Below are 14,532 nucleotides of genomic sequence, written 5' to 3'. Positions count from 1 at the left end.
ATCCGACAGGCCCGGTGACCACCCGGCGCTCAGTAAAAACGGAAGCGAATTCTCAACCGTAATTTCCACTCAATGCGCCCCCGAAATTACACCACGAGCACGGACGCTACCCCGCAACGGCCTGCTCCACGGTCTGAAGCCCTGCGGTTGACAGTCCGGCCTTTCCCGCTGCAAGGAACAGCCACGACATCGATGAGTGACGGCAAAGGGCTCCACCCGCGCTGTCCAGCCGTGCGGGAATTGCCATGAACGACGTCCTTAGCGCCTCAGGGGGCGTCAAGCAGGTGATCTGCATCAATTGGGGCACGAAATACGGTGCCAAATTCATCAATCGGCTCTATGCCATGGTGGCGCGCAACATCACCCCACCCTTCAGCTTCACCTGCTTCACCGACACGCGCGAGGGGCTGAACCCGAACATCTTGTGCGAAGACCTGCCGCCGCTCGAGGTCGCCGCCATGCCGGTCAACACGCCCGGCATCTGGAACAAATCGCGCCTTTGGGGCCCGAAGCTCGGCAGCCTGCAAGGACCGGTGCTCTTTCTCGATCTCGACCTCGTCATCGTCCGGTCGCTCGATGTCTTCTTCGATGTGGGAGGACCCGACGACGTGGTGATGACGCGCAACCAGACCACGCCCTTCGAAAAGCTCGGCCAGACTTCGCTCTACCGTTTTCCCGTCGGCAAGCTGCTATCGCTGCAGCAGGCGTTCATAGCCGATCCACAAGGGATTGCCGACAAGTATCGCTTCGAACAGCGATTCGTGACCAAGAATGCGCCGGGCGGCCCGCTCTTCTATCCGCGCTGCTGGGTCCTGCATTTCCGCCAGGACTGCCGCCAGCCCTGGCCGCTCAACTACCTCTTCGCCCCGCGCCTGCCCAAGGACGCCCGCGTGGTGATCTTCCCGCGCACGCTCCGCCCGGAGAATGCGATCCTCGGCAAGTTCTACAACAACGGCGCCACCACGATCCGCGACCACCTCTCCCGCACCTTCGACAAGTCCCGCCGCAAATCCACCGACGGCCCCTTCTCGCATCTGCGCCACTACATCAAGCCGACGAAGTGGGTGGAGGACAACTGGCGGGAGTGAAACGCAGGAGGGGCTCAGACACGGACAGGATCGATCCTGCCGTTTCGAGGGAAGCCACCAGCAAATCTTGACAGGCCTCACTCGCGGTCATATTTAAGGCGTGTCGAAAATGGTGGACCGGTTTGGTGAGCCCCGGTCAGCTTCAGGCTTCTGCCTGGAGCCCTGATCCAGCCTTCGGGCCGCGGACCACGACGGAACACGGACGCGCTGCGTCCGCTCCGTTGGTGCTGTCCGAACGACACCCATCGAAGACACGCAGCCGTCCTTCTCACCTGGCCTTCGGCCAATGGAAAGGACAGTCTTCATGTACGACACTCAGGTGCTCATTATCGGTGGCAGTCTCGTCGGTCTCTCCGCTGCGGCATTTCTCGCCTGGCGCGGGGTCAAGACCATCGTCATCGAAAAACATCGTGGCAGTGCCCTCCACCCGCGCGCGGTCGGCTTCACGGAACATACGCTCGAATTCTATCGCGCTATCGGCATCGCCAACCAGATCCCGCTGGCCGATCCGAACTTCAGGCTACGCCGCACCACTGTCGAGAGTCTTGCAGGCGCCATTCTTCATGAAACACCGTGGACTCCGACTGCGCAACGTCCCCCGGCCAACGCGGAACGGGCCCTGTCCCCTGCAGGCATGGCGGCCTTCGCTCAGGACAAGCTCGAACCGATCCTGCGCAGCCGTGCCACCGAACTGGGCGCGGAGCTTCGTCTTGGAACCGAACTCGTATCGATCGAGGAGACGGAAGACGGAGTGGTCGCCCGCGTACGCAACCGCCAGACGGGCCGGCAATACGCCTTACTCGCCCCTTACATGATCGCCGCCGATGGCGCGGCCAGCCCGGTTCGGGAGGCGCTCGGCATTCAGCGTCACGGTGTCGGCCACATCATGAATATTCGCTCCGTCCTGTTTCACTGCCCAGCTGCTGACAAGTACCTCGAACGCGGCTTCCAGCAATTCGAAATCCAGCAGGAGGACTTCAAGGCCTTCCTCACGACCTATGGCGACAGCCGCTGGGTCCTGATGTTCTATGGCGGCGAGGCCAAGTCTGCCGAGCAATACGCTCCCGATATCCGTCGAGCCCTTGGAGAAGACCTGCCCTTCGACATCATCACCTCCGGTGTCTGGGAGATGGCGGGACGGATTGCCGATTACTATTCGAAAGGCCGCGTTTTTCTTGCAGGGGACGCCGCCCATCAGCTTCCGCCGACCCGCGGCGGATTTGGAGCCAATACCGGCATCGACGATGTTTGGAACCTGGCCTGGAAACTGCAGCTGGTGCTCGACGGAACGTCCCATTCCTCCCTGCTCGACAGCTATTCGCGGGAGCGCCAGCCCGTCGCCTTGCTTCGTCACCAGCAGACCTTCGCACGGCCCGACTATGCGCGCTATGTGAACAACGCGCTCGAGCACGAACCGCTTTACGACGATGCGGCCATGGAACTTGGGCAATTGCACCGCTCGGACATCATCATCGGCGCAGACAACAGCCTGCCTCCGGCGGCGCATCCTGACGTCTGGAAGGGCCAGCCCGGAACCCGTGCGGCGCATCTCTGGCTCGATGACGAACAGACCCGCTCGACGGTCGACCTCTTTGCCAGGAAATTCACGCTGATGAGCGAAAACCCAAGGTGGTCAGCCGTCGCCAGAGCGGCTCTCGACGAGATCGCTCTTCCTCTGAGCATCGTTCACGTCGGAGAGGACATTGTCGTCCGAGCCACTGCGACCTTCGCTGAGACCTATGGAACGGGCGCGGACGGCGCCTCGCTCGTCCGTCCGGATGGTCTGGTCTGCTGGCGAACATCCTTGCCTCCGGAACAGGTGACGGAAGACTTCAAGGATGTTTTAAGGCGTGTCGCGCGACTGGCGTAACTCGCTCGCAGTCTCTGGGCCCGCCGGATTTTCGCTCGGCGGGCCCTCCGGTCCGATCATTGTCCGACGCAACGCGGTGTCGTCCCGCGCGCCATCCCGTTATTTGTCAATGTCAATTCCGGCCTCGCTTCACTTCTGGAAGCGCGTCGAGCGGAGCGAAGCCGGTCGTCACGGTCACCGGCTTGAAAGGCTCTGGAAGCTGGCCATCCACCGCGACAGGAAACGTTGGAGATCGCTTGGATTGTCATGTTCGGCAACCTTCGCACGCAGGTGCGGAAGCGCTGGGAGCGCCGTGAACACATCCTCCCATGAGTGAATGCCATGGCCGAGATCGGCCCAGCCACCTTCGGGCGCTGTTTCGTGATCCGGCTGGATGTCCTTCAGGTGGACCGAGACGATCCGCTCCCGCCGAGACGTCAGCCAGTCGAGCGGGTCGAGACCAGCCCGGAAGATCCAGCCAAGATCGGCCTCCCATGCCATGCCCGGCACCTCATCCAGGAGGATATCCATCGGGATGGCGCCGTCTTCCACCTTCTGAAACTCGAAGTCGTGGTTGTGCCAGGCGAAGCCGAAGCCCTCACCGCTCACCTTTTCGTTGAGGATCTTCAGACGGCTTGCCAATGCAAGCCAGCCAGCGCGGGTCGTCGGACGGTCCTCGGGCGCAAGCCATGGGGCAATGATCACGGTCACACCCAGTGTCTTTACAATGGCAATCGCCTTCTCGAAATCGCCCTCGAGCAGATCGAGACCAAAGTGGCCCTGCGGCATAATCAGGCCGCGTTGATCCAGCAGCGCCCGGAATGCGGCTGGATCCTCATAGGTCCCGAAGAAGCCCTCCACCCCGTTGAAACCGACAGCCTTCACCTGATCGAGGACCGTTTCCCACGGCGTGAACTCGCGGGCAGAAAAGAGTTGTACGAGCGTCGTCAATTGCTTTGTTCCTTGGCTATGCGTCGGCCACTGGTCTCGTCGAACAGGTAGAGACGATTGGCCGGCAGTCGGATCTTGATCGTATCGCCGGCCTTGACGGTCAGCCGTTCGCGGAAGGTCGCCAGCAGATCCTCTCCGGACAGTTTCAAGGCGACCTGCGTCTCGGCCCCCGTCGGCTCGTCCACGACGACCGTGGCCTCCCAAGCATCCGCGACATCGGCGGCCAGCTCCACATGCTCGGGCCTGATGCCGACGATGAGGGATTTCCCGGCGGCAGCCTGCACGAGGTCCGGGGTCAGCGCAAACTGCAGGCCGCCTCTGGTCTTGACCAGCTCGCCTTCAACCCTGCCCTTGAAGAAGTTCATCGAGGGAGAGCCGAGGAATCCGGCGACGAACAGGCTCTGTGGATCGTCATAGAGTTCCAGCGGCGGGCCGACCTGCTCGAGCCGACCGGCGTTCATGATGACGATCCGATCCGCCATCGTCATGGCTTCGACTTGGTCATGCGTGACATAGATCGTCGTCGTCTTCAGCCGCTGATGCAGGGCCTTGATCTCGGTGCGCATCTGTACCCGCAGCTTGGCATCGAGATTGCTGAGCGGCTCGTCGAACAGAAAGACTTGCGGACTGCGAACGATCGCGCGTCCCATCGCCACCCGCTGGCGCTGGCCGCCGGAAAGCTGTTTTGGAAAGCGGTCGAGATAGGGAAGCAGATCCAGGATTTCTGCCGCCGAACGCACGCGCGCGTCGATCTCGCTTTGCGGTCGGCCGGCAAGCTTCAGGGCGAAACCCATGTTCTGCGCCACCGTCTTGTGCGGATAGAGGGCATAGGACTGGAACACCATGGCGATGTTCCGGTCCTTCGGCCGGACATCGTTGACGACCCGTCCGCCGATGGACACTGCGCCGGTGCTGATCGGCTCGAGCCCGGCAATCATGCGGAGCAGCGTCGACTTTCCGCAGCCTGACGGCCCGACCAGGATGACGAACTCGCCATCGCGGATATCGAGGGAGACGCCATGCATGACTTGCAACGCGCCATAGGATTTCGTGACATGATCGATCGTGACATTGGCCATCTCACATCTCCTGCATCATCTGCTGAAAGATCTCGAGATCGAGTCGAGCGTCGGCAATGGTCGTCTTGATCGGGCCGTTGTTGACGATCGCTTCGTGAAAGCGTTTCCACTCAATGACGAATGCGTCGCCCCGGCTTTGGTGGCCGGAGGAGGTCGTGATGCCGAACGGCGTATTGGCGGATGTCACCGTCAGAACCGCCGGTTGGTGGCGGATGTAGGGCGTATCATAATCGACCCGAACGGTCTTTTCCTCGGCGTAGACGGCCAGATGCGCATCGAAGCGCGCGACGGAATCGATGCCGGTTTCGAACTGGCAGATGAAATCGCCATAGTCGAAGGAGGCATTGTAGAACATGCCCTGCCGACGGAAGGCCGCTCCCAGGACCCGCTGCGGCATGCCCAGCAATTCACGCATCGCGGAAATGTCGTGCGATGAAAGGCCAAGGAGCAGATTGTAGACCTGCGCGCGCGGACGCTCATGCGTGCCGATCGCTTCGGTCAGCCGGGCATTGGTTTCCCGCGTCGTGTGATCCAGGACCGATTGCGGAATGTCATCGCCCTTGATGACCGTCGATGTGGCGTTGACGAAGGACGAGTTCGGGCCGATGATGGCATGGACCCGGGCGAAGTTGATCGATTGCCTGATCTGGCCGACGATCCCGACGGCCTCCTCAAAGGCCGGCGCGTGCCGGCGCATATAGCCGATCTGGACGCGCATTCCCGTCTGCGCCTCCGCCTCGGCAAGCGCATCCGCCTCATCCAGCGTCATGCACATCGGCTTTTCGATCAGCACATGCTTGCCCCGGTGCATCGCCTCGATGGCGGTCGGCGCATGCAGGGCATTGGGGTTGGCGATGAGGACCGCGTCCACCTGAGGGTCGGTCAGGAGCGACGAACTGTCGTGGTAGCGGGTGGCATCCGGAAGAAGAGCCCCGACGCCGTCCACCACCGTCGGAGAGGCATCGCAGAGCGCCGTGATCCGGAAACGGTCTGACAATTCCCGCAAGGTGGGAATATGAAGGATTTGCGTGGCTTCGCCGCATCCGATGACGCCGACATTGATGGTTTTCTGCATGGTCGCTCCGTCAACCCTTGACGCCGCCAGCGACGGCGCCGTGGGTGATGAATTTCTGAACGAAAAGGAAGAGAACGAGGGTTGGCAGCATGGTGACCGACGCGGCGGCGGTGAGGCTTCCCCAGTCGGTCGAAAATTGCTGCAGGAACATCTGGATCCCGACCGGCAGCGTCATCGCCGCCTGGGTCCGCAGGAAGACATTCGCCACGAAGAACTCGTTATAGGCGAGCAGGAAGGAGAAGATCGAAACGGCCGCCAGTCCCGGCCCGGACAGTGGGAGCACGACCCGGAAGAAGGCGCCGAAATGCCCGCATCCGTCGATCAGCGCCGCCTCTTCCAGTTCGCGCGGGATCGTGTCGAAATAGCTCCGCGCCATCCAGGTCACGAATGGCAGGTTGATCACGCCGTAGACGATGATGACGGAGAGCGGATTGTCGATCAGGCCAAGTGGCCGGAACAGAAGGAAGAGCGGGATCAGCGCCAGGATGATCGGGAACATCTGCACCGCAAAGAGACTGGTCGAATAGACATCGAGCAGCCGGTTCTTGAAGCGCGACAGCGCATAGCCCGCGAAGACGGCACAGAGCAGCGAAAAGATCGTCGCGCCGAGCGCCGTCACTACCGAGTTTCGCAGATAGGTCAGGAAGGGCGTCTCTGCGAAGAGGAACATGTAGTTCTTGAGCGACGGCTCGCGCGGGATGATCGTAGCCCGGGCGACGATCGCATCTGTCGTCTGGAGAGAGTTCAAGACCATCAGGATGATCGGAAGATTGATCACGATGGCAATGACAGCCATGAGGGCCGTCAGTGCCCAGCGATTGCTCTTGGATTCCACCATTATCGTTTCCCTCCTTGCAGCCGGAGGATGCCGATAAAGATCAGCATCAGGAGACCGAGGGTGACAAAGGAAACGGCCGCGCCCATGCCGACGTCGTTGCGCGCGAAGGTGTAGCGGTAGGCCAGGACCACAAGATTTTCAGTCGCATTCGCCGGTCCGCCCTGCGCCAACAGCCATGGCGTATCGAAGTCGTTGACGGTCCAGACTGTCATCAGCAGGCACAGCACGATCGAAATCCCGCTGATGGCCGGCATGGTGACATGCCAGAAGCTTTGCCAACGCGTTGCCCCGTCGATTTCCGCTGCCTCGTAGAGCGTCCGATCGATCGTCTGAAGCGCTGCCAAGAGAGACAGCAGCATGAAGGGAAACGAGCGCCAGATCTTGATGACGATCACAATGGCGATCGTCCAGTTGGAGCTCGACAGGAAATAGACCGGATCGCCACCGAATAGGCCGATGATCTGGTTGAACAGGGCCTTGTCGTCATTGACCATCCACCGCCAGGACACGATCGCGACCAGCGAAGGCACGATCCAGGGGAGCAGGAGAAGGACGCGGAAGAGTCCCCGCCCGGGGAAGTCCTTCTGCAGCATGAGGGCGAGCCCCAGACCGAGCGTGTAGCAACCAACGATATTGGCGACGGCGAAGGTGAACGAGAACTGGAGGGCATGCCAGAAGGCCGGGTCCGCGAGCAGCTTGCCGTAGTTCCTGAAGCCGACGAAACGTCCCGCCTTCAGCAGGGATCCGTTCGTGAAGCTGTACCAGAAGCCCTGGATCATCGGGTAGCCGATGACGACGATCATCAGCAGGAGCGAGGGAAGCAGCAGGGCCAGCGTCATGCGCAGGTCGGGGGTCAGGACCTGGCGGGCCCGTTGCCGCCAGTCCACCCTTTGCAAGGAGATGTCCGTCATCGACCTACTGGCTCATGATTTCGGAGAGATGCTCCTGCGCAGGCCCGACCGCATCCTTGACCGGCTGGCCCTGCCAGATCTTCTGCATCAGGCTCATCATGAAGCCATCGCCGTCGATCTCGTTCAGCTCGGGAAAGGTCCCGCCCGCCGAGGCGGACATCGGCTTGATAACCGGCAGATAGGTCTTGATGACGAAGCTCAGCTGGTCGTTCTGCGTGAAGAAGTCGTCAGCCTGATAGGACAAGCGCGCCGGGATGCCGCCGGCCTTGCCCTCGGTCCACAGGACCTTCTGGTGATCCGACCACCAGCGCAGGAAGCGGAGCGTCTCTTCCGGATGCTGCGTCTGCTTGTAGATCATGATGTTGTTGATCCAGCTGATCGTGCCCTTCTGGCCGGACGGCGATGTCAGCGGCGGAACGACGCCGATCTTGTCCTTGTCAGTTCCGGCCTGATCCGCCGTCGCCGGGCTGGAAAGATAGAACGCTGCCTTGCCGGCAAAGAAGCTTCCGCGCGCATCGTCGTTGGTGTAGCCGGTGGAGGCCGGGTTCAAAGACCCGTCGGAAACAAAACCGGAGAGAAAATCCAGCGCTTCGAGCGACTTGTCGCCGGTCAGGTTCGGCTTGCGGTCGGCATCGAAGAGACCGCCGCCATTATTGACCATCGCGGCCAGGATCCAGTGCATCCCGGTCGAATCGCCGGATGAGACAAGCCCGTAAGTGCCATCCTTGGTGACAGCCTTCGCGACGGCGCGTAGCTCGGACCAGGTGGTCGGCACTTTCTGACCTGCAGCATCGAGCACATCCTTGCGATAGAACAGGGAGCGCAAGTCGATCGCCCAGGGCAGGCCGACATAGTGGCCGTCATATTTCATGGCGTCGAGGGTCCCCGGCGCAAAGTCCTTCGCCGTCCCATCGCTCTCCATCTGCGCGACAAGATCATCCACCGGCAGGATGGCGTCCATGCTGTAGAACTGGACCGCCTGGAAACCCGCGCCGGTCGAGATGTCCGGCGCCGATCCGGAGGCGATCGCCGTCACATAGGTCTCATACCAGTTGGCCCAGGGGACGGAGCGATAGGTGACTTTGATTTCGGACTGGCTCTTGTTGAATTCCTCGACGAGCGCCTGGGCGCGCTGGGCGTAAGGGGCCGGGCCCCAGACCTGATCCCAGAAATTCAACTCGACCGTGGCGGCCGCTGCCATGGATGTCGACGCGGCCAAAGCCACGGCGACGCCAAGCACTCGTATGATGGTGCGCATGCTGTTCTCCTCTCGATGGTGCGGCCCGAACCGCCCTCCTCGGCGGGGTCCATTTCGGGCCGGATTGACGAAATGCTGCACGACTGGCGCGTGGCGACGTCGCCACTTATGATGTGGTGACGTCACCACATTGCATTATGCCCAACGGAATGCAAGGGACTTTTGACGATGAGAGGCAAGATCATGACCCAGTCCAAAGCGACCATGGCCGACGTGGCGCGTGCGGCGCGCGTATCCCCGACAACCGCCGCTCGTGCCATCTACAACAGCGGATATGTCTCCGAGGAAAATCGCAAGCGCGTCATGGAGGCCGTCGAAGCGACGGGGTATCGACCGAACCTCCAGGCCCGGTCGCTGCGCCTGCAGAGGACATATACGCTTGGCCTCATCCTTTCCTCTGCAAAGGAGAACCCGTTCTATACCCATATTTCGCATGCCATCCGGACTGCGGCGAGTGCTGCAGGCTTCTCCATGTTGACGGTCAATCACAGCTACTCGGCGGAAGCCGAGATTGCGGGGATCAAGCAATTCCTCGATCACGGGGTCGAAGCCGTCATCCTTTGCCATGCGCTCGACCCCAGACATTTGAAGCCGCTGATCCGATCGCAGGTTCCGATCATCCAGGTGGAGCGGCAGGACGTGGAACAGGCGTATTCAATCGCCATCGATCCCCTGCCGGGGATGGTGAGCGCTGTCCGGTTGCTGGTGGAGCAAGGTCACCAAAGGATCGCCTTCGTCGGCGCCAAAGCACCGACGGCCCATGAGCCGTCGACACCAGAACAGCGCCGCGTGGATGCCTTCGCCATCGCTTTGGAACAGTGCGGCCTGTCGGTCAGCGACTGCCCCACCGTGCTCGGAGACTATTTCCCCGCCGCGCAGGACGACGACTTGCCTGGATTCAAGCTCGCCGAGCAGCTGCTTTCCGGCCCGGATGCCAGGGTCACCGGCATCATCGCGGGCTCGGATATCCTGGCCGCTGGCATTCTACAGGCGATCTATGCCAGGGGACTGCGCGTGCCAGACGACATATCCATCATCGGCTACGACGACAGCATCGCCCAGTTTCTCTCACCGCCGACGAGTTCGATCGCCCAGCCTTATTCGGCCATCGGCGACGCCGTCGTCGGCTTTGTCGAAGACGTCGTTGCCGATGACGCTCGTGAAATCGTCCGAGAGAAGCGGGTCACCACCGCGTTGATCGCCCGACAATCGGTCGGCGCTGCGCCGAAACCGAGAGCATAGGCGACCGTCTCCAACCGGAGCGCCTGCGCCACGCCTGCCAGGCGAGCATCGCCAGCGCTCACAGCAGCACTACTTTCAACGGATCTGAGACGTGAACAGGAACACGCCGAAAACACGTCAGTCTTAATCATTTGGAAGAATTGGCGCACCCGAAGAGATTCGAACTCCTGACCCCCAGATTCGTAGTCTGGTGCTCTATCCAGCTGAGCTACGGGTGCGTGTTGCAGCGGCGTTGGCTGCGTTGGGCGGTTCTCTAAAGGGTCGATCGGGGGATTGCAAGCCTCTTTCCGACGGGTGCTTGAAAAAAAGCCGGACTTGTCTGCGGCTTGAGGATTGTCTGGGCGACGGCAAGCCCGGTGCTGCAGGCCTTTCGCGGTTTGCCGATCGCCCCGAATTCAGGGGCGCTGAAGGGTGCGGTAGGCGTCGAGCGGCACCGGGCGGTCGGGGAGTTCGATGCGAAACAGCGTGCCGGCCGTTGGCTTTTCGACCAATGCGATCGTGCCGCCATGGGCAAGCACGAGCTCGCGGGCGATCGCAAGGCCGAGGCCGGTGCCGCCGGAGCGGGCCGAGCCGCGAAAGGCGGCAAAGAGGTTTTCCCGCGCCTTGGCCGGCATGCCCGGTCCATTGTCGTCGATGGTGATCGAGACGACGCTGCCGGTGCGCTGTGCCGTCAAGGCGAGGACCTTGCTGCCATCCGGGTCGCCGGCATCGAGCGCCAGCGCCTGCACGGCATTGCGGCAGAGATTGTGGACGACCCGGAACAGCTGTTCGCCGTCGGCATCGATCATCAGATCCTCGGGCACGCCAAGGTGGATGTCGATCCCGCTCTTCGGGTCAACGGCCAGCAGCTCCAGCACGTCGGCGACCAAAGGCTTCAGCGGCAGGAAGCGCCGGCGCGGCTCGGCCTCGGTGGTACGGCCATAGGCCAGCACCTCGCGCGTATAGCCGACGGCGCGGTCGATGGTGCGCAGCAGCGTCGGCGCGAATCGCTTGACGACGGGATCGTCGACATCGGCCAGCCGGTCGGAAATCAGCTGCGCCGAGGAGAGGATATTGCGCATGTCGTGATTGATCTTCGATACGGCGAGGCCGAGATCGGCGAGGTTCTTCTGCTGCTTGAGCGTCCGCTGCAACTGCCGCTGCATGGCCGCCAGATGCCGGCCTGCAACCGCAAGCTCGTCATCGCCCGAATGCGGCACCATGACCCGCGCCGGATCGGCGGGATCGGCGGAGAAGGTGCGCATATTGGCGGTCATCCGCCGGATCGGCAGGATCATCACGCGATTGATGACGAGAAAGATCAGGCCGGCGGTGAAGAGCGAGATGCAGATGGAGACGATGAAGACGTTGCGGGCATAAGCGAGCATCGCCTTGCGCAGGCTGCGATCCTCCATGACCAGCTCGATGATAGTGTCGCTCTCGCCGATCGGGCCATAGAAGCGGATCGTGCGGTTGCCGCCGAAGATGAGCGTGTCGAAGGCGTCGCGAATTTCCGAGAGCGGCGAGACGGCCGCAACGTCATATTGCGCATCGACCTCCGGCGGCACCTCGATGGCGGCGATCAGCCGCGCCTCCTCGGCACGCCGGAGCGCGATCGCCTTCGTGCCGGTGGCGATCAGTGTATCCTCGCGCACCGGGCCGGACAGCTGCATGTTCTGCAAGCCGTCCACCACCACGGCCGCGGCGGCAGCCGTGTTCAGCCGATCCTGCATCCAGCGCATGCGCATCATCGCGACCGACGGCACGAAGATCAGAACTTCGGCGACCATGACGAACAGGACGGTGAGCAGCAGCAGGCGACCGGACAGGCTCGCGAAGAAGCCGGTGCGCGGCTCGGCCCCGCCCAGGATGGTTTCCTCGCCTGTTTCCATTGACGCTTTGCCCTTACAGCAACGAACCGCGCTCAGGGGCTTATCATAGGACAGGGCGGCTCAATGTCCAAGCCGTGGCGTGCCGGCGGGGCGTGGGAAGCCTCGCACGCCTCAAGCCCGCGTCGCCTGCCGGACCTGCGTGACGCCCGAAAACGCAATCCGGCGGACCAGGGCCCGCCGGACAGGTTTCCTTCAAACAGCTGGTCTTCAAACCGCAGGAACGCCCCCTGCCGACCCCTCAGAACTCTTCCCAGTTGTCGGCGGACGCCGCCGGGGCGGGGGAGGAGAAGGCACGTGCGACGCTGTTGACCATCGCCCGGGCCGGCGAGGCGACCGGGCGCGCAGTCCCGCCAGCCGGCAGGGCCGCCGGGCGGCGCGCAGCCACCGGCTTTGCCGCCGCTTTCGCCGCGCGGGGAGCCGCCGCAGGGGCTGACACATGGGCCGAAGCCGGCGAATGCGCGAAGTGGCGGGCCGAACCACCGGCAGATGCCGCTTCGCCGAGGTTGAAGCGATCGATCATCCGCGCCAGATTGTCCGCCTCGGTCGAAAGCTTGTGCGTGGCGGCATTGGCCTCTTCCACCATGGCGGCATTCTGCTGGGTCACCTGATCCATCTGGTTGACGGCGGTGCTGACTTCCGAGAGCCCGGTCGCCTGCTCGCGGGCGGCGGTTGCGATCGAGTGGATATGGTCGTTGATCGCGAGAATGCGCGTCTCGATCTCCGAAAGCGCGCTGCCCGTCTGCTGGACCAGCGTCACGCCAGTTGCCACTTCCGTGCCGGACTTGGCGATCAGCGCCTTGATGTCCTTGGCGGCGCTGGCGGCACGCTGGGCAAGCTCGCGCACCTCCTGCGCAACGACCGCGAAGCCCTTGCCGGCCTCGCCGGCGCGGGCGGCTTCCACACCGGCATTCAGCGCCAAGAGATTGGTTTGGAAAGCGATCTCGTCGATGACGCCAATGATGCTCGAGATCTGGCTGGAGGCCTGCTCGATGCGGCCCATGGCGTCGACGGCGCTGCGCACCACCGTGCCGGACTGGGCGGCCGCTTCCTTGGCTTCCGTGACCATGACGGTCGCTTCCTGGGCGCGGTCGGTGGAGGTCCGCACGGCGACGGTGATCTCGTCGAGCGCGGCGGCGGTTTCTTCCAGGGCCGCGGCCTGCTGCTCGGTGCGGCGGGCGAGATCGTCGGCCGCGCTGCGCAATTCGCTGGAATTGCCGTTGATGTCATAGGTCGTGGCGCGCACGTCCGAAAGCGTCGAGCGCAGCGTCTTCACCGTTTCGTTGACGTTCGTCTGCAGCTCGCCGAAGGCGCCGCTGAACTGACCGGACATTGCGCCGGTGAGATCCCCGTTCGAAAGCCCCGCGATGACGCGGCGCGTCTCCTCCACGCCGGCATTCACGCCGGCCAGCAGCTGGTTGACGCTGTCAGCGAAGCGGTTGAGCGCCGGATCGCCGTAGTCGCGAGTGATGCGGTGGGAGAAATCGCCGGCGGCTGCGGCCTGAACCACTTCGGCGATGCTGGTCTGCAGCTCGGCCGAGCGGGCGCGCAGAGCCCCCTCCTCGCTGTTCAGCCGTTCGACGGACTGCGCATTGCGCTTGAACACTTCGACGGCGCGCGCCATCTCGCCGATCTCGTCGCGGCGGGCGGCCATCGGCACGTCGGTGTCGAGCGCCCCGTCGGAGAGCTTGGTCATGACGCCGGTCAGCGCGCTGATCGGCCGGCTGAGCTGGCGGACGGCGACGGTCAGGGCGACGCCGAGACCGATGGCAAGCCCGATCAGGGCCGTGGCGGAGATCAGCAGGCTCATCTGGTGGCTGATGCCGGCCACCTCGGTGCGGATCGCCTCCAGACGCTCGCGGTCGGCGGACACCATGGCATCAATCTCGCCCTGGAAGGCCTTGCGATTGGCGCGGTTCGCGTCCGTATTGCCCTGCTCGTTGGCAGCCTTGGGCGAAACCTCGCGGGCAAGACGCGCCGTCTCGGTGCGGAAGGTGCGGAACTCGGCAGCGCGCTTGGCGACCGCCTCGAAGCTTGCAGCTTCGGCGGCCGGCACCAGCGGGCGCCAAGTTTCCAGCAGCGCATCGATCTTGGCAAGATTGTCGACGATGCCCTTTGCGAAGGGCTCGGCCTTTTCCACGCTCGGGGCGGCATAGGTGCCGCGGGCTTCCATGACCACGGCCGTCACCAGCCGGTTCAGCCGCTCGCCATTATAGGCGCGGTCGGCCGCATTCTCAAAGGCTGCGATGCGTGCGTCGTAGCGCGCGACGACGGCAAGCGCCATCACCACCACCACCATCGTCACCGCCCCCATGGCGCCGACGATCAGTCCGATCTTTCCACGAATTTTCATTATGATTGCCCCTGCAGTCC

At 63.1% G+C, this 14,532-nt stretch carries 11 protein-coding genes and 1 tRNA gene; 3 read left to right on the top strand and 9 right to left on the bottom strand.

From position 1 onward, the window contains the following. Nucleotides 1-245: 245 nt before the first annotated feature. Nucleotides 246-1,088: a glycosyl transferase gene (locus tag ACLE20_RS10480; protein ID WP_410940211.1), complete on the top strand. Its 843-nt coding sequence runs from the start codon at nt 246-248 to the stop codon at nt 1,086-1,088. A gap of 304 nt (nt 1,089-1,392) precedes the next feature. Further along, nucleotides 1,393-2,958: an FAD-dependent monooxygenase gene (locus ACLE20_RS10475; protein WP_410940210.1), complete on the top strand. Its 1,566-nt coding sequence runs from the start codon at nt 1,393-1,395 to the stop codon at nt 2,956-2,958. A 174-nt stretch (nt 2,959-3,132) separates the two neighbouring features. On the opposite strand, the gene ACLE20_RS10470 is transcribed toward ACLE20_RS10475, so the two are convergent. From ACLE20_RS10470 to ACLE20_RS10445, 6 genes are read right to left on the bottom strand one after another with little or no spacing between them, the layout of a single operon-like run. Then, the gene (locus ACLE20_RS10470) at nt 3,133-3,888 is read right to left on the bottom strand and encodes a sugar phosphate isomerase/epimerase family protein (RefSeq protein WP_410940209.1); all 756 of its coding nucleotides are present in this window, start codon (nt 3,886-3,888) and stop codon (nt 3,133-3,135) included. Next, nucleotides 3,885-4,967 carry an ABC transporter ATP-binding protein gene (locus ACLE20_RS10465; protein WP_410940208.1) on the bottom strand — a complete coding sequence of 361 codons (1,083 nt, stop codon included), beginning with the start codon at nt 4,965-4,967 and terminating at the stop codon, nt 3,885-3,887. The genes ACLE20_RS10470 and ACLE20_RS10465 overlap by 4 nt, the downstream gene beginning before the upstream one ends. Nucleotide 4,968: 1 nt before the next feature. Continuing rightward, entirely contained in the window at nt 4,969-6,042 is a 1,074-nt protein-coding gene (locus ACLE20_RS10460; RefSeq protein WP_410940207.1) for a Gfo/Idh/MocA family protein, read from the bottom strand. Between the two features lie 10 nt (nt 6,043-6,052). After that, the gene (locus ACLE20_RS10455; protein WP_410940206.1) at nt 6,053-6,880 is read right to left on the bottom strand and encodes a carbohydrate ABC transporter permease; all 828 of its coding nucleotides are present in this window, start codon (nt 6,878-6,880) and stop codon (nt 6,053-6,055) included. Beyond that, complete coding sequence (locus tag ACLE20_RS10450) at nt 6,880-7,791, bottom strand: carbohydrate ABC transporter permease (RefSeq protein ID WP_410940205.1); 912 nt, start codon at nt 7,789-7,791, stop codon at nt 6,880-6,882. The genes ACLE20_RS10455 and ACLE20_RS10450 overlap by 1 nt, the downstream gene beginning before the upstream one ends. 4 nt (nt 7,792-7,795) lie before the next feature. Next, nucleotides 7,796-9,049, bottom strand: a complete 1,254-nt coding sequence (locus ACLE20_RS10445) for an ABC transporter substrate-binding protein (RefSeq protein WP_410940204.1) — start codon at nt 9,047-9,049, stop codon at nt 7,796-7,798. Between the two features lie 204 nt (nt 9,050-9,253). Between ACLE20_RS10445 and ACLE20_RS10440 the strand changes: the two genes are divergently transcribed. Beyond that, the gene (locus tag ACLE20_RS10440; RefSeq protein ID WP_410940203.1) at nt 9,254-10,291 is read left to right on the top strand and encodes a LacI family DNA-binding transcriptional regulator; all 1,038 of its coding nucleotides are present in this window, start codon (nt 9,254-9,256) and stop codon (nt 10,289-10,291) included. Nucleotides 10,292-10,432: 141 nt separating this feature from the next. Here the strand turns inward: ACLE20_RS10440 and ACLE20_RS10435 are convergent. From ACLE20_RS10435 to ACLE20_RS10425, 3 genes are all read right to left on the bottom strand, one after another. Continuing rightward, a tRNA-Arg gene (locus tag ACLE20_RS10435) sits at nt 10,433-10,509 on the bottom strand. A 177-nt stretch (nt 10,510-10,686) separates the two neighbouring features. Further along, nucleotides 10,687-12,162 (bottom strand): ATP-binding protein, encoded by a 1,476-nt coding sequence (locus ACLE20_RS10430; protein ID WP_410940202.1) that lies wholly within the window; start codon nt 12,160-12,162, stop codon nt 10,687-10,689. 238 nt (nt 12,163-12,400) lie between these two features. Continuing rightward, the gene (locus ACLE20_RS10425) at nt 12,401-14,512 is read right to left on the bottom strand and encodes a methyl-accepting chemotaxis protein (RefSeq protein ID WP_410940201.1); all 2,112 of its coding nucleotides are present in this window, start codon (nt 14,510-14,512) and stop codon (nt 12,401-12,403) included. Nucleotides 14,513-14,532 lie beyond the last annotated feature (20 nt).

The organism is Rhizobium sp. YIM 134829 (genome assembly GCF_046546455.1).
The sequence above is the reverse complement of the archived record's forward strand: the minus strand, read 5'-3'. Positions and strand labels throughout refer to the sequence as shown.